Consider the following 22,422-nt stretch of genomic DNA (forward strand, 5'->3'; position numbering starts at 1 on the left):
ATGGTGAGTGCCCCTGACCTGCTTGATCGCGAGGTGAGCCGACGATGACCCCACCCCCAGACAGCCGTGAAGGCGCTGGAAGATGGCACCGAACCTTCCTGGGAGAGAAGGAACAGGTACGCGCGGCCCGCCTCTTCGTGAAGACCCACCTTCCCGACCACCTGGACGCCGAGCTCATCATCAGCGAACTCGCGACCAACGCCGTCGAGCACACGCGCACAGGACAACCGGGGGGACTCTTCACCACCACCGTCAAGCGCAACCCCGACGGCACCGCCTACATAGAGATCGCAGACCAGGGCGGCCCCGCCGTGTTCGGCCTCCCTACCCCCAACCGCGAAGGCGGCCGAGGGCTCTACCTCGTGACGGCTCTCGCCACCGCATGGGGATTCAAGGGCGACGCCGCCGGCCGAACGGTCTGGGTCGAGCTACCTCCACCCGCTCCATGAGCACCACGCCCCCAGCGCTACACGCTCTCCGTGAGCGGTTCCCCGCCTGGGCGTTCCTCTACAACCCGTTCGCGTATCGGTGGTTCGCCCTCCAAGGCCGTACGACCACGCTCACCGCCGACACCGCCGAGGAACTCGCGACCCGTGTCGAGAGCTTCCAGTCCCGCCGCCCCATGACCAGACCCCAACCGCGGCGATGACCCTTACCTCTCATGTGATTACACCGGCCTGCCCGATCGAGTGCCTCAAGTCCGTACTGTCTGCCAGGGCATACAGCCCGCTCACTCAAGCATGCGGAGCCTCGTTCGACCGACCCGACACGGTCGCGGACGTGATCGCGCTGTTGCGCACACGCCGACTCGATCAGATCTGGGGGTTGGGTCCACGGCGTATCGGCGAGATCGAAGTAGCCCTGGTGTTCGTCGGCTTGACCCGCGACCACGGCAGCCCGCTCAGCGACAACCCGTGAAGTACCAGGTGAGACCGTCGTGAGCCACTATGTGTTCAAGGCCACCGGAGTTTGCCTACTCCGGATGAGAACTTTCTCTACGTCTTCAAGCCGCCGCCCGATGGGCGGCGGGCGGCCGGGCGGTCCGGGCGGGCGTGCGGCCTCTCCGGGCCGGTCCCGCCCGGCCACCCCGCCGCATCATCAGACGCTGGCAGAACCGCATAGAGAAGATGAGCGGTAGCAGCAGCACTTTTGGAGAACGCTCGATCACCTAAGAGCCGAAACGAAGCCTCTGCATTTCACGAGAACGTACGACAGCACTCGGTGATCTCCCAACCCTCTACGGAACTGCCGCGAAGCTGGCGACTGGCTGAGGCCGTGACGATCGCCGACTCCGGGACTCACCGCACGTGGCTAGGGCGATCGGCTGCCGCAGACCGACTTCGTCGGCCCTTGCCATCGAGTGAGAAGGGTGGCCGCATGAACCGCCCCGACTTCAGTGGAGACGCGTTTCTGGATTCTTATGCCACGGTGGACGCGTTCTTGACTGTATCGGGGTGGGGTAGGCCCAGACGGCTATGCCGTTGCTGTCGATTGGGCCAGATCGCCAGGTACTCGAAGATCGCGTTGGTCAACTCGATCCGGGTATTCCAGCAGCGACGGTCCAGCACCTCGACCGGCATCCGCGACCAAAAGACTCCATCATGGCGATGTCGAAGCAGTCCCCACGCTGCCCATCGACGGCAGCAGACCGGAGTCCCTTGCCTGCTAGGTGAAGGCCCAGGAGCCAAACTGCCCCCTGATTGGAGTGGATGATCGTCCCGGCAGGGGGCGTGCGGCTGTCGATGGCCATGCAGGATCCCTTATAACTCAGATCTGTGCGAGATGACCTCATCTTGCTTCACAATAAAGATGTGGATCCTCTACCGACGCCGAGCAGGACTGGCGCCCGCATCGCTGGGGACATGTACCAGTGGCACGTTGCTTGGCAGGGATGCATCACTGCGCTACTAGAGCATGCCCTACTGAAACAGAATCCGGTAGTGGCCGTAGGCATCGAGGTGGATGGAGCAGGAAATCTCGACGACGTTGTGCTCTATCGCACGAGAGCTCCGCACTCCTATCTGCAAGTCAAGTATGCAGTCGATGCAACTAAGTTGATTAACAATGATTACTTGCTTGCACCGAGCCGTTCGGGCGGTCCATCGATTCTCGGAAAGATAGCAACGGCATGGCGGCGACTAGCTGCGCATGGAAATAAAGTTGACTTGGCGTTGGTAACTACACGCGCCATCGATCCGCAAGATCCTTTGCTGTCCAAGTGCGACACACGTACTTCGCTCCTCATGCCACACGCCGGGACAGGTTCGCCTCAATCTTCGCGAGGGAGGCAGCGTGCTAGCTGGGCTGCAGCAACTGGACTGACAGAAGCCGAACTGTTGTCTATGCTTTCGGTGCTCCGATTTGACACCGCTCTTACCCCGCTGCGTATTCGGGACGTTCTTACTTCGCAGCTGCGTAATCTTGGGTTGCCGGATGACGACGAAGCACTCGCACTTGGGGCAGATTGGATCGCCCGTAATGTGCGGAATGGGCGCAAGTATCTCGAATTGGATGAAATCAAGGAAGCTGTCACGACACTTTGGCCTCAGTGGCACGCTGCACAGCCGTTAGATCTCCGATCGTTTTACGTTGCGGACATCGAGTCCATTGCACCAAGCTCCCTCCTAGAGCGTGAAAAAGAGCTCGCGGAAGTCAACAGGTTTATTGATAGCCCGGAAAATTACTTGTGGTGGCGAGCAGACCCATGGGCCGGCAAGACGGCGTTGGCGTCTTGGTTGGCGCTGAATCCGCCACATCAGGTGAATGTAGCCGCATTCTATATCACTCAAAGACTATCAGCGCAGTCTGATTCGAACGCCTACCTGACAACAATCAGTGAGCAGCTGGCTTATATCGCGAACAGGCAGCCATACAGTAGTGATGGTTCGATTGGCCGGCGCGGTGTATATAGGAGGCTCCTAAAAGAAGCTGTTGCTGCGTCTGCTCGCGTCGGAAAAAAATTGCTGCTGATTATTGACGGGCTTGATGAGGATTTAGGCGCCCGTCCTGGGGCGGGACTAGAAAGTATCGCAAGCCTGCTCCCTTCGGCGCGCGATTTGAGCAGCCAGATCAAAGTTATTATTACCAGCAGACATTATCCGGGTTTGCCGGACGATGTTCCAACTGAGCATCCTATAAGGCAAGCTACAGTGAGACACCTCTCTCCTTCCTCACTGGCAAAAGACATCAAAAAGGCTGCGATCGCTGAGCTACGTGATGCGCTTAGGGGTGGAGATCTCCAAGCAGATATAATTGGATTTATCGCTGGAGCCAATAGTGGTTTAACTCTACACGATCTTGCAGACCTTACCGGTCGACCCCGGTATCAAGTGCGCGATGCACTAGAAAACACAATCGCCCGCAGTCTCCGGACTCGACGGGTCCTTCATATAGCAACAACTCGGGATATACTTGTCTTAGCACACCAGGCCCTTCAAGAAATCGCTCTACATGAGCTATCCGATATGATGCTGAGCTACTATTCACGTCTAAGTGAATGGGCGGAGCGTGAAATCGAAAGGGGCTGGAACGATACCAGCTCCGAGTTTTCACTATTCGGATATTCGAAGCTCTTGCTAACACAGGTAGAGAAAGATTTTGAAGGAAATGCTGCCAGCTTGCGACCGCTAGTAAAGCTTGTCGCGGACACGTCCCGAGGGGACCTGCTGGCGCGCAGAACCGGAGGGGATGATCGCGCGCTTCAAGAAATCCTTTCTACCGCAGAACTTATCCTGCATGTGAGTGGTGAGCCTGAGCGGTATCTGGCGGAGCTGGTTTGTTTGGCCGCACGCCGTGATTTGATCCGAGGACGCAATGTGCTCGTGCCACTTCTCCTCCCTTCCCTCTACGCTCAACTGGGGGACGTGGGGCGTGCATTGTCCATGGTGAGAAGTCTCAATTCGGAAAATAGTAATCTGCCCGTGCGACGCTTGGCATCAGTTCTTGTTCATAAAGGTCAGACCAAACAAGCGGTTGACCTCATCGAAGCCACCGAAGGAACTGCGGCTAGAGCAGAGGCTTTTGGATCAGTTATCGTTGCCTTGGTGAACGTCGGGAAGATTGATGATGCGACGAGGCTCGCTAAGCGAGCGCAACTGGAATGTAGAAGCGATGCTCCGATGGCGCGACTTGCTGAAGCCCTCGCAAATCAGGGCTATACCAGACAGTCACGTAATGCTGAGTCCAAAATTAAGAACAACTATCTACGCGCACGAGTACGGGTTAGTCGAGCTGCTGCCTTGGCTCACGAAGGGAGACATGAGCAGGCTGAAGTGATAGCGCGAAAGCTTTCTGGGATTCAGCGGGCAGAAGCGTATCTAGGTATTTTGAAACATTGCGACAAAGGTACACTTGATTTCGAGCGAACAGCCCTAAAGATCGTCGATATACTGAATGATGTGAGGGCGAGGGGGGGTAAAAGTGAGCGTAGAGGTAGAGATGAAGTTCTGATAGATCTGGCCTGTTTGTGTGCTCAGCATGGTGAGCTTGATAGGGCTATCGATTTGGCGCATCAAATCACTGGTATCTCGCCTAAGGCGTCGGCGCTGAAGGCTTTAGCGCTAACGATCGAATCAAGTGCGCCATCTACTGCAGCGGCGCTTCGTTCGGAGGTCCAAGGACTACGCCAGAGTCTGTCACGTACTTCACCGAACGGTGAGCGTCAGCTTTCGATGCGGCTCGCTAGGATTATGGCGAGAGCAGGTGCTGTGAACGAGGCTCTGGAAGAAGCAGCAAGAGCGAAGCACTTAAGCACGCAAGCAACGATACTTGTTGATGTGGCATTTTCAATAGCTCTCTCCGATCCTATGGAGGCTATGCGGTTGGCGCTCCAAGCGGAGAGACTTACGCGAAGAGACTCAAAAGCTCTCTCATTAGCTTCTGCTGACATTGCAATTGCAATATGCGGTGCCTATGGGGCGAGCGCTGCCCTCAAATACTTCGAAACGGTTGAAAACGACTCACGGGACTTCGGTCACGTGTCTATGCGTGCTTCGCTTCTCGCAAAAGCTGGACGCGCTGCTGAAGCCATTAGGTTCCTCGATCAAGTTATGCCTCCTATCAAACGGGCGGTGATCCATGGGCGTATGGTTGAAGCGTTAGCAGCAAATGACCGCGCTAGTGCAGAAGGCTTAGCGAGAGAGGTGATCGAGCTTGCGATCTCGATTGAGTCTGTGAAATCAAGGACGTACGCATTAAATGCGATAAGGGCTGCTCTTCTAAGAGCGGGGTTGGACGAACTCGGCGCCAACCTTGACATGCACCTAGCGACTTTGACGCAGGGGCCTCTGCCGAAGCGATCGGTCTCTGTCAAAGACTATGTTCTTGCTGGCAATCTCGATCAGGCGTTGGCTCATGCGAATGCCATAGGAGATCTGTCTATCCGAGCTGAGTCTTTAGTGATAATCCTGCGGTCATGTGCTACTTCCAAGCCTTCCCTAGCGAAAGAGCTTTTCGCGGACATTGAAAGAATAGCGCTGGCGGAGCAATCGCAGGAATCGCGACAGATAGCGATGTCGGCTCTCGCGATTGCAAGGTCGATTATGGGCGACATGGTTAAAGCCGTGCAATTAGCTTCCATGTTGCGCCAAACGAAATATTTTGCGGTCACGGTCCGCGGTGTTGCCTCCTCAATGATTGAACAGGGGCGATGGGAAGATTTTTCGGCTTTTTCTGGCCGACTGGGCACGCGCAGCGGAGAAAACGTAATACTGCTGTCGGACTTGGCATGTGAATTGGCGTTGCTTGGCCATGTGGAACGCGCCGAGACGCTTGTCGATCTGATTTCTGATTTCGGTCAACGGGCGGCTGCTTGGTCTCGATTGGCGCAAGTTTTGGCTTCCAGCGATATCTGCAAGAGTCGTTATTATATTGCTACTGCTTTGCATCTAGGGCCTCTTGGCAAGAGCACGGAGACACTTGCTGCTGTTGCTCCCAAAGATATAGTTGACGGACTTATTTGGGCGGACATACTAGCGGAGCCGGTGAAGAGTAGATCCGTCCCTGAGATGTAGCGGCAAGTCCGGCCGCCTGACTCGATGAGAGCCCTTTTCCTTAGGTCAGGTCTCCACGCTAGAAGGGGAAGTCCATGCCTCAGTCTGAGCGTTTCCAGTGAAGGTCGCCCTATCGAACCAAGCCTCCTTGGCGAAGGTCGCCTCGTTGAAGCGAGCGTCTCCGGTGAAGGTCGCCCCGTCGAACTGAGCGTTTCCAGTGAAGGTCGTCCCGACAAACCTCGCGTCGACAAGGTAGCAGTTACGGAAGTCGAGATCGGTAAGGGTAGCACCGGTCAGGTCGATGCGCATGCCCTCCCAAAAACGGGAATCGGCGGTGGTTCCACCCTCATGCTGCTCAGGAGTGCGTTCGTCGCGTAGGTGGTCAGTCAGGATGTGCTCGGCGGTGATCCGGACTTGCCATTCGCCCTCCGCGTCGTGCATGAAGGGTTTCTGCTCCGCATTAACTGGGAGGACGGGGGATGGGTTTCTGATTAGAGATGACCAGAAATGGCGGGCGGTGCATACGGTCTCAGGTCGGGCCTGTGGTTGGTCGACCGATGAGGGTGGTGCAGGCATACGTAGGTAGGCGCATATGACCTTGACAATGGTCTGGCGATGGTTGGGATTGTCTTGGGCAAGGCGCTCCAGCGCGTACAGACCAGCTAGGCGGACGGCGGCCTTGTCATGGCCGAGCTGTTCGGCGGCCTTGGTGTACAGCTCGGTCACCCGACGCTCGGTCGCGTCCTGCTTGTTGTGCTCGGCGACGCGTTCGGCCAGCTCGGCGACGCGATCGGCTTGCTGGCTGGTGATTAGTGCGTTGAGTTCCTGATGGCGCTGACGGCGGAAGGTCAGCATCACCGTAATGGCGGCGCCAATTCCTGCGCCGGCAGCCAGGGCAATCTGTAGCGCGCCCTGCCGTGCGGTAACCTCCTCCGCTGTCTTCGGCAGCGCGGGCAGGCTACTGAGCAGCCACCAGGCCACCACAGTAACGGTGCAGCCAACCAAGAGGGTGGCAGGAATGATCCACCACGCGGCGGGTCGCGGCGTGGGCAACACTAACGGCACTGGCGGCGTCGACGGGGACGATGAAGCCCCGCGAGAGCGGCGGAGCTTCACGGGCAGACGCATACTGGCCATACCAGCCGACAGTCCCTGTCCTCGTCGGCGAGTCTCCTGATCGTTATGATGCATTGATGAAGGGGTCCGATGTCTATTGATCTTGTCGAGAAAACATTAGTTTCTCATGCAAGATCACGGCGACTCGGCCGGCTAGTTTGCCTCTGATCATCTGATTCCTGCGGATCTGGCTGCTGATGTCGTGCTCACCGATTGCCTCCCGCCAAGCAGAGAGAGGCCCCTGAGCTTGCGCTGAACAAGATCAGGGGCCTCTTTGGGAGACCGGTTTATCTCCTATTTGAGAGCTTTGGCGAAGATATCAGCGGCGGTCTCTGCTGAGCGGATCGCATGGGCATGGACACGGAGAGTGATTGCCGGATCAGCGTGTCCAAGTCGAGTCGCGACTATGTGCATAGGAACGCTGGCCAGGAGGGGCGTGGTTGCGTGGATGTGCCGAAGGTCGTGCAGTCGGACGTAAGGCAGCGGTTGGGTCGAGGCTTGATCTTCGCCTTCGGCTCGTTGTACGCCTTGATGAGCTTGCTCGGCCGTGGCGTCACGGTGGTCGGGTAGATGGCTCCGCCCCTAGGCCGTCGTGAAGACATGTCTGTTCTCTTCCCCCATTCCAAGACTCGCCGCCGCGGAGCTTCTCAGCGTCCTGCGATTCTCTGTGCTTCTGGAGGACAGCAACTGTGCCATCGCCGATGGTTACCCCGCGAGTCCGTCCGCTCTTCGTGGTGCCCGCCGATGAGCGGACGGATCCACTTGACGACAACAGTGACGACAACATCGGCCACCACAGGCACACGTCGGCAGCTGTCCACAGCCTTCTGACCTCGTGTCCGTCGAGAGGAGCAGGGTGATCGCTCCGCCTGAAAAGCGGAAGGTCGGCGGTTCGACCCCGCCCCTGACCACACTGATTGAGCAGGAAAAACGCCCCGAGCGATTATCGTTCGGGGCTTTTTTGATCTCCAGTGACAGCAACGTCACTCGCGGTCCATCTCAGACTCATACTCTGATCGAAAATCGAGCATGTCGCAGATCCCGGTTTCTGCTGCGTCCAGGAAAGAGGCCACCTCTTCCGTAGCCTCCTGGAAGCGCCTTATATGAACTCGGTTCACCCTGTTAAGGGTTGTTACTCCCTGGGGGGCACCGGATAGCGGAAGTGCTGAGACGTTGGGTCAAGGTCGTGTAGCTGTAACAGCACTCGCTGCACATGTTCTAGCTCATCCGCTTCACTCACATAGTCAGCTTCCTTGAGGAGGTCGCGTGCAGTGCGCCAGAGCTCATCGATGCTGTGTGTGGTCCAGATGGCCGGTGGGTGATAGCCGCGGGCGGGGTCGAGTATTTCAGCCTCAGCAAGCGTATGACGGTCACCCATTATGCCTACCGAGGCAACAAGATTCCCAGCCCATGGCCTCCTGCGAACCCCGCCTGACGGCAGAAACCGTGGAGAGCCCGTTGCCGAGAGATCGGCACGGGGGGTTCGGCGAGCGGCCTGGGGAAACGGACCGAGAGCAATCCCGGCACCGCGCCTCAGGCCGACTCAACAAGCGCATGTCGCCGAGGCCGGAGGCCTTGCGAATCGCTCCCCGGCTTCGCCGGAGGTTGTCCGGCTCCATGGGCGTCCCGCGCCGGGACGGGAAGACCAGGCCGTGTTCCTCCCAGTCGTCCCAGCGGTCGGAGCGTTCGGCGAACTGTCGCCTACGGTGCTCCCGAAGCGCTTCCACGCAGATCGAGGGAAGCGGGACGGTTCGCTCGGAGATCAGGTGACGCAGCCCGGCCTTGCGAGGCTTGCGTAGCGCCGCCCCACTTGGAGACCGTGTCGCGGTGGATCCGCAAAGCGGCGGCGATCTCGATGTTGTCCAGGCCGTTCGCACACGCCAGCACGATCTTCGACCGCATCGCCAGGACCTGCGAGGACTTCGCCCGCCGTGCCCAGCGTGGCCCGCTCATCGGCGGAAAGCGTCACCGGGGTCTTGGGCCGTCCCGCCATCTTGGACTTAGCCCACGAACTTTAGACGCGGCACACTAGCTGTTGTGCGTCGAGTGTTACGCGATGGTGGGGCGACCAAGTGGAGAGGTGCGGGTCCGCCAAAGGGAGACCGCAAGCCACCCGCATCCGGCGGCCATGAGTACGCCGTGCGCGATTCGCCCCGCCTCGCCGACGAAGAACTGTGGGATGAACAGGGCGAAGCCGAGGCCGAAGAGCACTGCGCTGAATCGAGGCAGTACGCCGGAGCGCCAGATCGCGACGGCGGCGGTGAGTGCGCCGGCGCCCAGCAGGATCAGCCCAATGAGGAACGTGGTGGCCGCTGCCGGGTGGTAGCGGATGCTCTCCGCGAGGCCGAGCAGGTCTAACTGCTGTCCGTCGCTCACCTTGATGGCGAGTGTGTTCAGCGCGAAGTTCTCCGCGCCGTAGTAGGGCAGGGTCAGCCCCGCGCCGATCCACATGATGACGGCGGCGATACGGTTGATCGGCAGCAGCGCCAGCGGGACGAGGATGAACCCGATCATCGCAAAGAGGTGGGTCGCCACCCACCATGGCGAGGACAGCGCGTGCAGGGCACCGTCGGCTGTGGACTCATCTGCCCACGGGCGAAGCGCCGGGTAGAGGAAGAACAACACACCGGCCGCGGTCAGAGCGGCGGCAGCGAGTCGGGTGTGGGTGAGGGGCACGGCGATCTCCTAAAGCGGGGGGAGGGTGGCGAGGAACAGCCGGATCAGGCGCTCGTAGGTTTCGTCGAGGTCGTGTGGCAGGCCGAAGCCACCCGCCGCCTCCAGTGACGCGAAGCCGTGGACGATTACTCTGGCGGCCCGGATCGTGTGGATCAATTCGTTCTCGTCGAGCTGCCAGGGGCGCAGCGCAGCTTGCATGATCTCGAGCATGCGGCGCCCGGAGGCGGCGTATTCCTGCTGGTGCAGCGGGTCGATGGGGACGGCCGCGTAGCGGGCGGGGTGTGCGGTCACGTAGGCGCGGTAGGCCCGCATGAGCGAGGTTATGGCGTCGGTGCCGCTGCGGCCGAGCACGGTGGCCGTGAAACTGTCCGTCATCTCCTCCATCACACGTATGCCGACCAGAGTGCGCAGGTCCGCGATGTTGCTCACGTGCTTGTAGAGAGACGGGGCCGCGACGCCGCAGTGCTCGGCGACGGCGGCGAGAGTCAGCGCTGGAAGGCCGTGCTTGTCAACGAGTTCGATGGCGGCGTCGACGACCCGGCTGCGGGTGAGCCCGGCCCTAGGCATGGTCGGTGTCCCCGCTCCCGTAGCTACGTTGCATATCTTAAAAGCTATTTGACATAGCCAGCAGATGTCAATCAGTACGCGCCGCGGCCTAATCGTCAGGCGAACCAGGCTGCGGGCCGCGTGTCCGGTGCCAGAACTGGTACCGAGCGGTTGACCTGGCCTTCTAGCCTCGGCTGTACGTGCTGTTCGTCATGGAGATCCAGACGCGGCGCGTGCACATCCTCCACATCACCGCCTATCCGACCGGCGCGTGGACGGCGCAGCAGGCCCGCAATCTGCTCGTGAAACTGGGCGAACGGGCCGACGGATTCCGGATCCGGGACCGGGGTGGCAAGTTGGGCGGAGGCTTTGACGAGGTGCTCGCCGCGGAGGGCGTGCGGGTCCTGAAGACCCCGCCGCGCTCACCATAGGCGAATGCTCTCGCGGAGCGGTTCGTCGCCACGCTCCGGAGCCGTCCACCGCCTTCTGACCTCGTGTCCGTCGAGAGGAGCAGGGTGATCGCTCCGCCTGAAAGCGGAAGGGCGGCGGTTCGACCCCACCCCTGAACGCAGCAACTGAGCAGCACAAACGCCCCAAGCCAATCATGGCCGGGGCGCTTTTCGTTGTGCTTGACGACAACGGGTTCTGACGTTCCAGGTCGAGGTCGGCTTCGGCTACGTGGGCCCCGACATCTACAAGGCCGCCCCGGCAGCCTGACCACCACACCAAGGGCGTTCGCCGAAGCGGAACAAGCTCAGGCATCCCGCTACAAGATCGTAATGAGACGCGAGTCATCGGAGTGATGTCCAGCCCGGATAATGCTGCGATGGTGTTTCGTGCGTTATATGTACTGATCATCTCGTTTGTGGTTGTGGGGGTTTCCGCGTGCCCGGTCATCCCTGAGCCATTGATTTCCAAGGCGACAGGAAGAGAGTCCTACCGCGAATCGAGCGAGGCGATGATGCCTACGCTCAAGGAGGGTGCCGTGGTAACCGGTACGGTGACCGACGGGACGTACACCCCCAAGACGGGTGACGTCATTGCCTTTCTGCCCCCGAAGTCGTGGGGCGGAAGTGGCGGCTACATGATCAAACGAATCATCGGCGTTCCAGGGAACACGGTCAGTTGCTGCGACCCGCAGCATCGGATGGTCATTGACGGCAAGCCGGTGGATGAACCATATGTGACCAACGAGCGGGCTTCGCAGATCATCTTCGAACCGATAGTCGTCCCGGAGGGGCGTATCTGGGTCCAAGGCGACAATCGCGATGTCTCTCTTGACTCGCGTAACCACCATCGCGTGGGGGTTGACGGCACCGTCCCTGTGTCCAACGTCCTCGGAGTCATCGACGTCAGCACCGCGAAGTAGAACTCGCTCATGAAGCGTTCGACGATCGCGGTGCTCGTGGCCGCTGCTGTGCGGGGCGGTGCCCTGATCGTTCCCGTCGCTTTCTTCGTGCTGAACTATGGGTGCGATGCTGACGATGGCCGGCTCGTCGACTCTCTCGGCATCCTCGATGTTCGCCCGGCAAGCGCCACACCGCAGGAGGGACGCGACAGCTCTTGCGATGAGAGAGCGTTTCACACGGTTCGGGCGGTCAATACCGCCACCATGACTGAATTGCTGCTGGAAACCTCAAATGGTGACGCCATGCTGTGAGCCGCCGGGGTTGTGGCTGCTCATCTTGCCCTGGTTGGAACTGAGGGACCACGGTGATTCCGGGCAGCCATCTTATGGGCCTAGCCTATGCGGCTGCTTGGGAGGAAAGGGATGACTTTGTCGGCAGGTGCAAGATCGCTCGATCGTGCAGTCTCATCCGAGCGAAGCCGCACTCGCCCGCATACTGCAGTATGCTTCTGCTATGGCGGATACGACGCGTATCACGGTTACCTTGCCGAGCGATCAGGTCGCCGAGCTCAGGAAGCTCACGGACAACATCTCCGGCTTTGTCGCCGAGGCGGTGGCGCGCCGGCTTCGCCACCAACTCCTCGGCGAGGACCTGCTACGTCATCAGGAGGAGCACGGGGAGTTCAGCCAGGAGGAACTGGCTGAGGCTCATTCCAGGATCTTCGGGGAGGCGCCCCCTGGGGGTTCGGCGAGCGCGGCGTGATCGAGCACGTTGAAACCGTCGTGCTCGACTCCCAGGGAGTCTCCGCCTGGATCGCACAGGACCGCAAGATTCTCGCGATGTTCCAGGTGTTCCACAGTATGGGGGCCGATTTCGTCATCGGTGCCAACACCATTGTGGAAGTCAGCCATACGCGGGTGAATCTGCCTCGACTGCAGTGGGTACTCTCCCGGGTCAAGGTCGAGCCGTTGACCGAGGCGGCGGCGAAGGCGTCCGCGGGACTGCTCAAGACCGCAGGTCTGCACGGCCATAAATACGCGATCGATGCGACGGTCGCCGAGGTGGCACTGCGCCAGCCGGGCCCGGTGGTCATGCTGACCTCTGATGTCGATGACATGGCCCGGCTCTGTGGTCACCGTGTCCGGCTCATCGGCATTTGAGCAAACATCATCGAGGTCGGGCCGATCATGCACTATCTGGGCGGCGCGGTGCTGGTCATGTTCTTGTCGCTGCTTCGGCGTGATGAGACGGACCGTCATGCCTTGGTGCGGAGGAGGATGCGTCCGATTGGATGGGGCTCATGACTGCTCATGACGTGGCCCGGCTGTTGCCCGATACTCGGGTGCTTCGCGACGTGTGCCGGTCCATGGCGGTGCTGGAGGCAATCCTGAGCCCGGACTGGTCCAGCCGCTATCACTCCTTCGACGCAGGCTGGAGCCCCGGGGAGGAGATGGCCTCGATGCGGAACGGGTCGGGGGACGAATACTCCATCGTCTTCTCGGCAGCGGGCGCGTACATCCGTGGTTTCGACCATGAGGCGGTGATGAGCCCGTACGGCAACGACGGGCCGTGGTCAGGGGTGCTCGACTCCGTTCCCGAGGTCTTCCGCCACTGCGTGGCCGAGCCCGCGTTCTGCGACGAGGAGGGCATGCCGGTCGTGACCGCCTGCCTGTGGCGCGAGGCCGGCGACGACCGCTGGCAGGTGGGCGAGATTGACTACCCAGACGATGTCGGCGACCCCGACGGTGCGACGCACCTGTTCGGGCGGCTCGCCGATCCGTCCGCGGAGGCGTTTCAGCGGTTCGCCGAGGACTACTACGAGGTCCCCGTGGACCTCGATGCGGTGCGGCACGTCTACGCCCTCCGCCCGTTGACACAGGCGGTGGTCACCGCGCTGAACGCCGACCTCACCATGACCGACCTCGCCGACGACCTCATGGCGGCCCGGTACCCATCGGTCGCCGGTTGAGAAGACGGTTTGGTGATCGTGCAACGGCTCGCGCTCTTCGATCCGGACAACACGCTCGTGAACCTGGACGGGGCGTTCCAGACATGGGCTGCGGAGTTCACCGACGGGTACGGCCTCGGTCGCGAGGCGGTTGAGGGATCACGCTGACACCGCAACTAGCTGGAGGAGTCCACCTACCTGGGCGGAGCTGTTCCCGGACCCCGGTCCTGGAAGATGCCCTGGCCGCAATGAGCCGGATGCGGCAGGATCAGCCCTAACCGGTCAAGATCATCAAAGCCCGTGTGAAAGTGCTGCACGATGAGCACTGACCGAAAGATCGCGTCGTGGCTCGATGGGAAACGGCTCTGATTTTTCTCCGGTGTGGTGCGGTGACAGACCCGGCATCGCCTCTGTACCGCGTGCCGGGGCGTCGTAGGGTGTCGCTCCCAGGGCGAAAGGAGCATCGTGCCGGAGCTCTCCCGATTATCGCTGTCGGCGTGGGTGGCGGCTGCGGTCGTCGCCGCCTTGCCGACCTGGGCGTTGTGGCGCGAGCGACTCGCTTCTGAGGAGTTTCCCCAGACCCATGTGGGGTCCGACCTGATCTACGGGGTCGTGGGTCTGTACGAGAGCGGATTGACGCTGTCACCGTTCGCTCCGTTGCGCCGTGATCTCGAAGTGGTCATGGAGACCGCGGAGGAGTGGGCGGTTCCGGCTCTCATGGTGCTGCTCGGCCTCATGGCGTGTCTCGGTCGCCGGGATCCCGGGGTGACGGGCCGACGGGTGGCGGGGCTCCTTGTCCTGATCGCGGCCGTCGAACTTCTCGCCTGGTCATACGGCGGGTGGGGAATCTACGGCGAGACGGTCTCACTGTTCGGCGCCGGCGGGTTCGGTGCGGTGGTCGGTGGGTGGTGGATCACCGAGCTGTGTCTCCTGGGGGCCGCGGCGCTGGTGTTCGCCGCGTCGCGCGAGATGCGGCCCGTCACCGGGAACAAGCCGGGCGCATCACAGGCCGGGATCGTGTGGCGACGGTCGATGGCGACCCTGGCCGACTATCTGATCGTTGTTACCGTCCTGGGTGTCGTCGTATGGCCGGTCTGGTCCTTGATCGGCCTCGGTTCCGAGTTCCGGATGGGGTACGGGTTTCTGGGGCGAGTCGACATGCTTCACAGCAGCGCGGAGCCTGTGGAGCTGGCTATCTTGTCCGTGTTATTCCTCTACTTCTGGGCGCAGCATGCTCTGTGGGGGCGGACGCTTGGCAAGCGGCTACTGGGTGTCCGGGTCATCGCGGCGAGTACGGGCGGACGGCTGGGCGCGGGCCGGGCTGTGCTCCGCACGCTGGTCTTTCTCCTGCTCGTCCTCGTCCCCGACGTCGGGCTGTTCTGTCTTTTCGTGGACGGGCTCTGGATGCTCCTTGACGCCGAAGGCCGGGTGCTTCATGACCGCTTGCTGGGCACCGCGGTGGTGTGCGACCGGGTGAGGGACGCCCAACCTCAGTCGTAACAGGCCGCCACTGACATGATCTTGTTAGTGCGGGGCCGACAACGGCTCTGGACGGTCTTGGCCGACCACGGACCGAGGGCTCCGTAACGCTGTCCGACCAGGCGCGAAAGACGGCGCTGAACGATCCCGGGCGATCGCCCCTGTGCCACGCATTCGACTCGCTGATGTGCAAGTTCTTCAGGCGCGGTGCCGGACACCGCGGACGGCAAGGCAGGTCAGCCGGTGCCCGACGGGCCGCTTGGGGAGATCAGTCCGGTTTCGTAGGCCAGCACGACGGCCTGGACACGGTCGCGGAGGCTGAGTTTGGACAGGATGCGGGCGACGTGGGTTTTCACCGTCGTCGCGCTGAGAGTCAGCCGATCGGCCAGTTCGGCATTGCTCAGGCCGGTGGCGAGCAGGCGTAGCACCTCCAGTTCTCGTGGCGTCAGTTCGGACAGATCGCGGTGGAGGTCGGCCTTCGCCTCGTCACGGGGAGCGAAACGTTCGATGAGGCGGCGGGTGATGGTCGGCGCGAGCAGGGCGTCGCCGGAACGCACCAGGCGTACTGCAGCCACCAGGTGCTCGGGGCTGACGTCTTTGAGCAGGAAGCCGCTGGCGCCGGCGGTGAGAGCGGCGTAGACGTAGTGGTCGAGATCGTAAGTGGTCAGGATGACGACGCGGGTCTCGTTCGCTCCGCCGCTCATGATCTGGCGGGTGGCTTCGATCCCGTCCATCTGCGGCATCCGGATGTCCATGAGCACGACGTCCGGCCTGGTGCTCCGTACGGCGGCGATCGCTTCGGCACCGTCCGCCGCCTCCGCCGTCACCTCGATGCCGTCGGCGGCGAGGATCATCCGGAACCCGGTGCGGACCAGAGCCTGGTCGTCGGCGATGACTGCGCGCAGCGGTCCGCTCATGCGGCGGTCCACGGAATGCGGGCCGCGACCCGATACCCGCCCCCGGTTCTGGGTCCGGCGACCAGGGTTCCGCCGTAGACGGCCAGCCGCTCACGTAGCCCGATCAGTCCACGACCGTTGCCTGCCCGTGACTGAGGACCCGGCGCGCCACCGGTATCGGTGACCTCGATCTCCAGCCAGTCGCCGCTGTGGCCGATCGCGACGGACGCCGCCGCGCCGGACGCGTGCTTCATCGTGTTGGTCAGGGCCTCCTGCACGACGCGGTAGACAGTGAGGCCGACTCCGTCGGGCAGGAGGCGCGGCGGCGAAAGCGCCATGTCCACCGACACCCCCGCGGCGCGTACCCGCTCGACGAGGCCGTCGAGTTGGTCGAGTCCGGGTTGCGGTTCGAGCCCGTCGCTCCGGCTGTCCGCACGTCCGCCTTCCGGCCCGGCAAGCAGTCCCATGACGTTGCGCAGTTCGGCCATGGCGGCTCGACCACTGCTTTCGATCGCGAGCAGTGCCTGTTTGGACAGTTCCGGCTCAGCGTCCATCACCTTGCGCGCCGCGCCAGCTTGGATCACCATCACGCTCACATTGTGGGTCACCACATCGTGGAGTTCGGCGGCGATCCGGGAACGTTCGGCCTCGACGGCCTTCCGCATGGCGTCCTCCTGGGCCTGCTGAAGTTCGGTGAGCCGATCCCGGCTCCGCCGCAAGAACCGGATGATGCTCGCGCAGGCCCCGGCGCTCAGCAGGACGACGTAGGGTCCCAGCCAACCGGGAAGACCGGGGAGGCCGGCCCCGATGTCCCGGTTCACGGCGCCGGCGAGCACGGCCGCGAGCAGGAGGCCGGCCACCGCGGGCACTCGGTTGCGGCTGTGGGCGATGGCACTGTAGCCGGCGATCGCGCAGGTCAGAACGGTGATCCATGTCTCGCCGCCGTTCGTGGCCAACGCCGCGGACACTACCGCCCAGAAGGTGGTGAGCGGATACCTGCGCCGGGTCGCCAACGGCAAGGCGGTCAGCGCCACCAGGAGCATGGGCGGCCCGTACGCCTCGGAGCCGACGTCGGCGTCGGCGTCGGGAGGTGAGTGGATCCGTGCCGGGACGGGCGGCCGGACGCCGATGCTCGCGTCCGGTAATGCCGGAGGAGACGGAACCGCCGGGAGAAGCGGAACCGCCGGGGGAGACAGAACCACCGGGGAAGGCCGCAGTTGCAGCAACTCGATCAGAGGGTGCGACTGCACGTCGACGCGATGAACCCGGCTGTGGAGTCCTCCCGCCGCCATCAGCGCGATGACGGTCAGAAAGACCGCGAGCAGTGCGTCGGCGGCGAGAGCCCTGTGAGACGGACGGGCGATTCGCGGTTCCGGCCGCAACATGTCCAGTACGTACTGCCGCCAAAGCCGTCGTTCGTCTGCTGCCACCGGCACATTGTCGCGTTCGCGTGACCTGCCACACATCGTCACCAGTGACCATGGCGGTGTCCGTTGGGAGTACATCGCAGGGATGACACCGCAAGTGGGTCGTTCCCCGGAGGTATCCGATATAGGTACGACGACCGACGCGCATGGACACGGCCACTTCTAGCCTCGTCCCTGACATCAGGCCGTCGCGGGGACTTCCCGCCTCTAAACGGCCGTTTCGATCGAAGGACGGGCACGTTCATGGGTCATGTGACAGAGCCGGTGGACACGGGCAGACGGTACGGCGGCGCGGGTGCCTTGGCACACACCGCGCAGGGAGGGATGGCCGCCACCGGGCGGGGCATCTCCCGGAGCGGAAGGGGCCGGATCCTGCGCGGCGGTGTGGCCGCCGCCGGGCTGCTCGCCTTCGTGGCGACCACATCGGCCGCGTCCGCGCAGTCAGGGGCCGCCTCGGCCGCGTCCGCGCCTGCCTCGGCCGGCCTTTCGCCGACATTGAGCAGCACGCCCTACCTGCCCAAGCCAACCGGTTCGCATCCGATCGGCACCACGTCCCTGTACTTGAAAGACGCCTCCCGACCTGACCCCTGGGTCTCTTCGGTGAAAGCCAGGGAGCTCATGGCCTCCCTGTGGTATCCGGCCAAGCCGCCGGGCCGTAAGCGGGCCCCGTACATGACACCGAAGGAGTCCGAGCTCCTGCTGAGGAGCGGGGGGATCACCAGCGTGTCGGCCGACACTCTGAGCAGGACGCGGACCAACGCCTTCACCGATGCTGAACCAGCGGGTCGCAAGCACGGTCTGCCCCTCATCGTGCTCTCCCCCGGCTACACCAAGCCCCGGACCGAACTTACGGCGCTGGCCGAGGATCTGGCGAGCCGAGGCTACGTGGTGGCCGCGATCGACCACACCTACGAGAATGTCGCCACCACCTTTCCCGATGGGCGGGTCGCCACCTGCGTCACATGTGAGATCGATAAGAACCCGGCGTGGTGGGAGAAGCTGGCGAAGGGCCGGGCGACCGACGTCTCCTTCGTGCTCGACCAGTTGGCCGGGTCACACTCGAAATGGAAGGGTGCCCGCCTGATCGACACATCCAGGATCGCGATGGCCGGCCACTCCGCCGGAGGAGCGAGCACCATCGCGGCCATGCTCAAGGACTCCCGGATACGCGCCGGCATCGACATCGACGGCACCACAGAGGTCCGGATCCCGGACAGTGGGCTGTCGCGGCCGTTCCTGTTCCTGGGCAAGCCGGCCACCTACACCCCGGGAAAGGGAGATGCGGCCGCCACCTGGGAGCGCGACTGGAAAAAGCTCAACGGCTGGAAGCGCTGGCTCCTGGTGACCGGGGCGGAGCACACGTCCTTCACCGACCTCGGCGTGCTGGTCGACCAACTCGGCATCGACGACGGTGCCGACATACCCGGTGTCCGGGCCATGGACATCACCCGCAGATACGTTGCGGCCTTCTTCGACCTGCACCTGCGAAAGAAGCCCCAGCCCTTGCTGGACAAGCCGTCTGCCCGCTACCCCGAGGTCAAGCACTGCTCGGTCAAGACGAAAACCTGCCGGTAGGACACTGCCCGGTGCGGGCCGGGACCGGGCAGTCTCCTACCGGCCTCTGCGATCTGACGGTACTGGGCACGCGCACGAGCGAGGTCCGGGGCGACGAGAGCTCGGGGCGTTGACTTTGTCGCAATATTTGTCGCATCCTATTGATGCAAAGCTTGCGACAAAGGAGATGTCATGACCCGTGAACCGTTACCGGACGACGGCCCGTCGGCGCGTACGACCGATCTGCGGCTGGCAGGCGCGTGGCTGACCCGGCACGGCCTGACCGACACCCACCCCACCCCGCTGCTCGCCAGTCGGCTGGCGGTCCGTGAACGCGCCCGCCTGGCCACCTACCTCATCCTGGCCGCGCTGATCATCGTGAGCGCGCTCGCCGCCGTCTCCGCGTTCGGCAACCCCCAGCCCCATCGCCCGCTACCGCTACTGGCCCTGGCCGCGTCGGTCGCCGGGTTGCTGCTGGCACAGTCACTGCTCGACCGGTGGGTGCGACGCGTCGACCTGCGGGCGGCCGCGACGCTGTCCCGCAGGGCCGCCCACCCGATCCAGCCCGGCTGGCGGACCGTGCTCGGCGGGCCCTACGCCGTTTTCGCCGCCGCCACGTTCGCCGGCGCGATAGCGCTGGCCGCCAGCGCCTTGGCCGTTGCCGATCCCACCGTGCGACAGCTGGCCGTCGTCGTGCTGATCGGCCTGCTCGGCGCGACGGGCATCACCGCCCTGCAGCTGCGCCACCTGCTACGCCACCCGGTCGTGGCGCAGGACGAGGAGTCGCTCACCGCCGACGTCATCATGCGCGTCGAGGACGCCCGCGAGCTCACCACGCCGAACGTGCAGTGGTCGCTGCCCATGGTGCTGCTGTTCGGCACCGCGCCCACCTGGTGGGGCGCCACCGCGATCACCTACCTGATCCTGAGCATGATCGCCCTCATCGCGCTCCGCTTCAAAACGCCGTCGTGCGCGACGGTGGCCCGACAGGTCATGAGCGTCCGATGATCGTCATCGATGCGGCCTCGCCGGTACCGCCGTTCGAGCAGCTACGATCCCAGCTCGCCCGGCAGATCCAGGACCGCACGCTGACCGTGGGCGCCCGGCTGCCGACCATCCGCCACCTCGCGGCCGACCTCGGCCTGGCCGCCAACACCGTCGGCCGCGCCTACCGGGAACTGGAGGAGGCCGGACTGATCGAGACACGCGGACGAGCGGGCTCGTTCGTCTCGGCCACCGGCCAGGAAGGCCGGGAGCGAGCCCACCGGGCCGCCGCCGACTACGCCGCCGTGATCGCCAGCGTCGGCATCGACGAGGACGAGGCGATCCGCATCGTACGAGCGGCCCTGACATCCGGCACGGCAGCACCGACCTCGTCATGACCACGACCCGGCCGCAGGTGTCACGTCGTCGAACGCACGACGTCGGTGTAGTGGCCGATCAAGCCCGGTGACCTGCTGAGAGCTGTCGAATCACGGACCTGTTTCTCCGCGTGATCAAGCGAAGAGTCTCACGTACCCGGCGGTGCCGATTTAACGGTCATCGAGAAAGCATCTGTTCCTTGTGAAAAGGAGTATCAGTGCGATTAAAACTGACATTGTTCATCGCCGTGGCGACGGTGGCCATCACGGTGGCAGGCGTGCCCACGTCGGCCGGGGCCCGGATCGGTACGCCGGAGCCGGCGGTGGCCGAAGCCAGAGAAGCGGCTCCGATGTGGGGCGAGTGCTTGGCGGTGGAATCCGGCGGCGTCTCGCGCGACCCACGCCAGCGGTGCGCGACGTTGAGGGTGCCGCTGGACTACCGCGCCCCGGGCGGGCGGAGCATCGAGATCGCGATCTCCCGGATCGGCACGGCGCGTCCCGGGGCGCGCCGCGGGATCCTGCTGTCCAACCCGGGAGGCCCGGGCGGTAGCGGCCTGGACCTGCCCAGCCGGCTGGCGGACGTACTACCGCGCGAGGTCCTGGATCGGTACGACCTGATCGGCTTCGATCCGCGCGGGGTCGGCCACAGCACCCCGGTCACCTGTGGCCTCGATCTCATGAGGCAGTTCACGCTGCTGTTGCCCTACCCGGGGCCGGATGGCGGCATCGGGCGCAACGTCGCCTTCGCGCGGGACACCGCGGCCGCGTGCGCCGAGCATTCCGGCGATCTGCTTCCGTTCATCACCACGGCCAACACGGCCCGGGACATGGACCGCATCCGAGCCGCACTCGGTGAGCCGAAACTGTCCTACTTCGGTCTCTCCTACGGCACCTATCTGGGAGCCGTCTACGTCTCGATGTTCCCGGGACGCGCCGATCGGATCGTGCTGGACAGCGCCGTCGACCCGGACCTGGTGTGGCGGGACATGTGGCGAACCTGGAGTCAGTCGATCGCGATGCGCCTGCCCGACCTGCTGGCCTTCGTAGCCGAGCGGGACGCCGTCTACCACCTCGGTGCGACACCGGAGGAGGTGCGGCGCACCTATGACCGGCTGCTCGCGGCCCTCGACAGTCGGCCCCTGCCGATCCCGGGCGGTCCCGTGCTCGACGGCAACGCACTGCGCGAGATCACCCGAGGGGGGCTTTACTTCGACGGCGACTTCCCTTTCATCGCCGGGTTCTGGCAGGAGCTCACGGCCGCCGTCTCAGGATCCACCGTGGACCCCGCCATCCTGAGGCGACCGGACCGGCTGGGCTCTGTCGGCAGGGCCGACGACGGCGCGGTCGGTGGCAATGGCACCGGGACGGCGCGGATACCGGCGGACAACCGCATCGCCGCGCTCTACGCGGTGCTCTGCGACGACGTCGCCTGGCCGCGCAGCGCGGCGTTGTACGCCCGGCAGGTCGCAGCCGACCGGCAGGTGTGGCCGGTGACGGCGGGTATGCCCGCGAACATCTGGCCGTGCGCGGCGTGGCCCACCCGACCGGTGGAGCCGCCGGTGACGGTCACCGGGCACGGGCCGCGCAACGTGCTGATCCTGCAGAACACCCGTGACCCGGCCACGCCCCTGGCGAGTGCGCGCGGCCTGCGCGCCGCTCTCGGACGGCGGGCCGCCATGATCACGGTCGACCAGGGCGGCCACGGCGTCGTCGGGCTGGGCAGCTGCGCCGACGAGGCGATGAGCTCCTTCCTCGCCACCGGGGCACTGCCTGGGCGGGACCGCTTCTGCCCGGCTCCGGGGACGCGACCACCGGCCGACGCCGCCGCCCGCTCCACGGCCCTGCCGTACATTCCCCCTGTGGGTCCGTTGTAGGGCCGCTGCCTGTGGACTGCCGTGTGCCGGTAGATACCGAACGAGTGACCCGTTTCCCGCTGTCACCCTCGCGACCGGGCCTGTAGGCCCTCCCCGTTGGTCTCCACCGACCCCAGTGAGACTAGAAGGGCAGGCGTTCCTGGTGGGGTCTGACTCAATCAAACCCTGGCCTCGACAGTGAGTGTCTTTGCTCCGATCTGTCGGCT

The 22,422-nt window shown here is 63.6% G+C and carries 22 protein-coding genes and 1 tRNA gene; 17 read left to right on the forward strand and 6 right to left on the reverse strand.

What is annotated here, in order from left to right; all coding sequences use genetic code 11:
• Positions 1-44 precede the first annotated feature (44 nt).
• The 4 genes from ACFY3V_RS38565 to ACFY3V_RS38580 all read left to right on the forward strand — a co-directional run bounded on the left by ACFY3V_RS38565 (position 45) and on the right by ACFY3V_RS38580 (position 6,011).
• Positions 45-449 (forward strand): ATP-binding protein, encoded by a 405-nt coding sequence (locus tag ACFY3V_RS38565; RefSeq protein ID WP_343963282.1) that lies wholly within the window; start codon positions 45-47, stop codon positions 447-449.
• Positions 446-649 (forward strand): hypothetical protein, encoded by a 204-nt coding sequence (locus ACFY3V_RS38570; RefSeq protein ID WP_389780262.1) that lies wholly within the window; start codon positions 446-448, stop codon positions 647-649. Before ACFY3V_RS38565 ends, ACFY3V_RS38570 begins: the two co-directional genes overlap by 4 nt.
• Positions 650-780: 131 nt before the next feature.
• Positions 781-918 (forward strand): hypothetical protein, encoded by a 138-nt coding sequence (locus ACFY3V_RS38575; protein ID WP_389780264.1) that lies wholly within the window; start codon positions 781-783, stop codon positions 916-918.
• 1,424 nt (positions 919-2,342) lie between these two features.
• Positions 2,343-6,011 carry a hypothetical protein gene (locus ACFY3V_RS38580; protein WP_389780266.1) on the forward strand — a complete coding sequence of 1,223 codons (3,669 nt, stop codon included), beginning with the start codon at positions 2,343-2,345 and terminating at the stop codon, positions 6,009-6,011.
• 45 nt (positions 6,012-6,056) lie between these two features.
• Here the strand turns inward: ACFY3V_RS38580 and ACFY3V_RS38585 are convergent, their stop codons facing one another.
• The gene (locus ACFY3V_RS38585; RefSeq protein ID WP_389780268.1) at positions 6,057-6,971 is read right to left on the reverse strand and encodes a pentapeptide repeat-containing protein; all 915 of its coding nucleotides are present in this window, start codon (positions 6,969-6,971) and stop codon (positions 6,057-6,059) included.
• A 977-nt stretch (positions 6,972-7,948) separates the two neighbouring features.
• Between ACFY3V_RS38585 and ACFY3V_RS38590 the strand changes: the two genes are divergently transcribed.
• A tRNA-Phe gene (locus ACFY3V_RS38590) sits at positions 7,949-8,017 on the forward strand.
• Positions 8,018-8,807: 790 nt separating this feature from the next.
• Here the strand turns inward: ACFY3V_RS38590 and ACFY3V_RS38595 are convergent.
• From ACFY3V_RS38595 to ACFY3V_RS38605, 3 genes are all read right to left on the reverse strand, one after another.
• A complete protein-coding gene (locus ACFY3V_RS38595; protein ID WP_389780270.1) occupies positions 8,808-9,059 on the reverse strand; it encodes a helix-turn-helix domain-containing protein in 252 nt (83 codons plus the stop codon).
• Between the two features lie 96 nt (positions 9,060-9,155).
• Positions 9,156-9,782, reverse strand: coding sequence for a hypothetical protein (locus ACFY3V_RS38600; RefSeq protein WP_362907402.1), 627 nt, complete (start codon positions 9,780-9,782; stop codon positions 9,156-9,158).
• 9 nt (positions 9,783-9,791) lie between these two features.
• Positions 9,792-10,349 (reverse strand): TetR/AcrR family transcriptional regulator, encoded by a 558-nt coding sequence (locus ACFY3V_RS38605; RefSeq protein WP_362907404.1) that lies wholly within the window; start codon positions 10,347-10,349, stop codon positions 9,792-9,794.
• 179 nt (positions 10,350-10,528) lie between these two features.
• Between ACFY3V_RS38605 and ACFY3V_RS38610 the strand changes: the two genes are divergently transcribed.
• The 8 genes from ACFY3V_RS38610 to ACFY3V_RS38645 all read left to right on the forward strand — a co-directional run bounded on the left by ACFY3V_RS38610 (position 10,529) and on the right by ACFY3V_RS38645 (position 15,125).
• The gene (locus ACFY3V_RS38610) at positions 10,529-10,759 is read left to right on the forward strand and encodes a hypothetical protein (RefSeq protein WP_389780272.1); all 231 of its coding nucleotides are present in this window, start codon (positions 10,529-10,531) and stop codon (positions 10,757-10,759) included.
• A gap of 395 nt (positions 10,760-11,154) precedes the next feature.
• Positions 11,155-11,697 carry a signal peptidase I gene (gene lepB, locus ACFY3V_RS38615; protein ID WP_389780274.1) on the forward strand — a complete coding sequence of 181 codons (543 nt, stop codon included), beginning with the start codon at positions 11,155-11,157 and terminating at the stop codon, positions 11,695-11,697.
• 9 nt (positions 11,698-11,706) lie between these two features.
• Positions 11,707-11,988, forward strand: a complete 282-nt coding sequence (locus tag ACFY3V_RS38620; RefSeq protein WP_389780276.1) for a hypothetical protein — start codon at positions 11,707-11,709, stop codon at positions 11,986-11,988.
• A gap of 232 nt (positions 11,989-12,220) precedes the next feature.
• Positions 12,221-12,439, forward strand: a complete 219-nt coding sequence (locus ACFY3V_RS38625; protein ID WP_389780278.1) for a hypothetical protein — start codon at positions 12,221-12,223, stop codon at positions 12,437-12,439.
• Positions 12,436-12,837, forward strand: coding sequence for a DNA-binding protein (locus tag ACFY3V_RS38630; protein WP_389780280.1), 402 nt, complete (start codon positions 12,436-12,438; stop codon positions 12,835-12,837). The genes ACFY3V_RS38625 and ACFY3V_RS38630 overlap by 4 nt, the downstream gene beginning before the upstream one ends.
• A 140-nt stretch (positions 12,838-12,977) precedes the next feature.
• Positions 12,978-13,646 carry a hypothetical protein gene (locus tag ACFY3V_RS38635; protein WP_389780282.1) on the forward strand — a complete coding sequence of 223 codons (669 nt, stop codon included), beginning with the start codon at positions 12,978-12,980 and terminating at the stop codon, positions 13,644-13,646.
• Between the two features lie 12 nt (positions 13,647-13,658).
• Entirely contained in the window at positions 13,659-13,793 is a 135-nt protein-coding gene (locus ACFY3V_RS38640; RefSeq protein WP_389780284.1) for a hypothetical protein, read from the forward strand.
• 297 nt (positions 13,794-14,090) lie between these two features.
• Positions 14,091-15,125 carry an RDD family protein gene (locus tag ACFY3V_RS38645; RefSeq protein ID WP_389780286.1) on the forward strand — a complete coding sequence of 345 codons (1,035 nt, stop codon included), beginning with the start codon at positions 14,091-14,093 and terminating at the stop codon, positions 15,123-15,125.
• A gap of 215 nt (positions 15,126-15,340) precedes the next feature.
• On the opposite strand, the gene ACFY3V_RS38650 is transcribed toward ACFY3V_RS38645, so the two are convergent.
• Together ACFY3V_RS38650 and ACFY3V_RS38655 are read right to left on the reverse strand one after the other, a co-directional pair.
• Positions 15,341-16,021 carry a response regulator gene (locus ACFY3V_RS38650; protein ID WP_389780288.1) on the reverse strand — a complete coding sequence of 227 codons (681 nt, stop codon included), beginning with the start codon at positions 16,019-16,021 and terminating at the stop codon, positions 15,341-15,343.
• Positions 16,018-17,430 (reverse strand): sensor histidine kinase, encoded by a 1,413-nt coding sequence (locus ACFY3V_RS38655; protein WP_389780290.1) that lies wholly within the window; start codon positions 17,428-17,430, stop codon positions 16,018-16,020. The genes ACFY3V_RS38650 and ACFY3V_RS38655 overlap by 4 nt, the downstream gene beginning before the upstream one ends.
• 240 nt (positions 17,431-17,670) lie before the next feature.
• Here ACFY3V_RS38655 and ACFY3V_RS38660 point away from each other — a divergent pair, with 240 nt between their 5' ends.
• From ACFY3V_RS38660 to ACFY3V_RS38675, 4 genes are all read left to right on the forward strand, one after another.
• Positions 17,671-19,002: an alpha/beta hydrolase family protein gene (locus tag ACFY3V_RS38660; RefSeq protein WP_389780292.1), complete on the forward strand. Its 1,332-nt coding sequence runs from the start codon at positions 17,671-17,673 to the stop codon at positions 19,000-19,002.
• 171 nt (positions 19,003-19,173) lie between these two features.
• Positions 19,174-19,989: a hypothetical protein gene (locus ACFY3V_RS38665; RefSeq protein ID WP_389780294.1), complete on the forward strand. Its 816-nt coding sequence runs from the start codon at positions 19,174-19,176 to the stop codon at positions 19,987-19,989.
• A complete protein-coding gene (locus ACFY3V_RS38670) occupies positions 19,986-20,363 on the forward strand; it encodes a GntR family transcriptional regulator (RefSeq protein ID WP_362907457.1) in 378 nt (125 codons plus the stop codon). The genes ACFY3V_RS38665 and ACFY3V_RS38670 overlap by 4 nt, the downstream gene beginning before the upstream one ends.
• 197 nt (positions 20,364-20,560) lie before the next feature.
• The gene (locus tag ACFY3V_RS38675) at positions 20,561-22,216 is read left to right on the forward strand and encodes an alpha/beta hydrolase (protein ID WP_389780297.1); all 1,656 of its coding nucleotides are present in this window, start codon (positions 20,561-20,563) and stop codon (positions 22,214-22,216) included.
• Positions 22,217-22,422 lie beyond the last annotated feature (206 nt).

The organism is Streptosporangium sp. NPDC000095 (assembly GCF_042899335.1).
In the GTDB taxonomy this organism is placed as follows: domain Bacteria; phylum Actinomycetota; class Actinomycetes; order Streptosporangiales; family Streptosporangiaceae; genus Streptosporangium.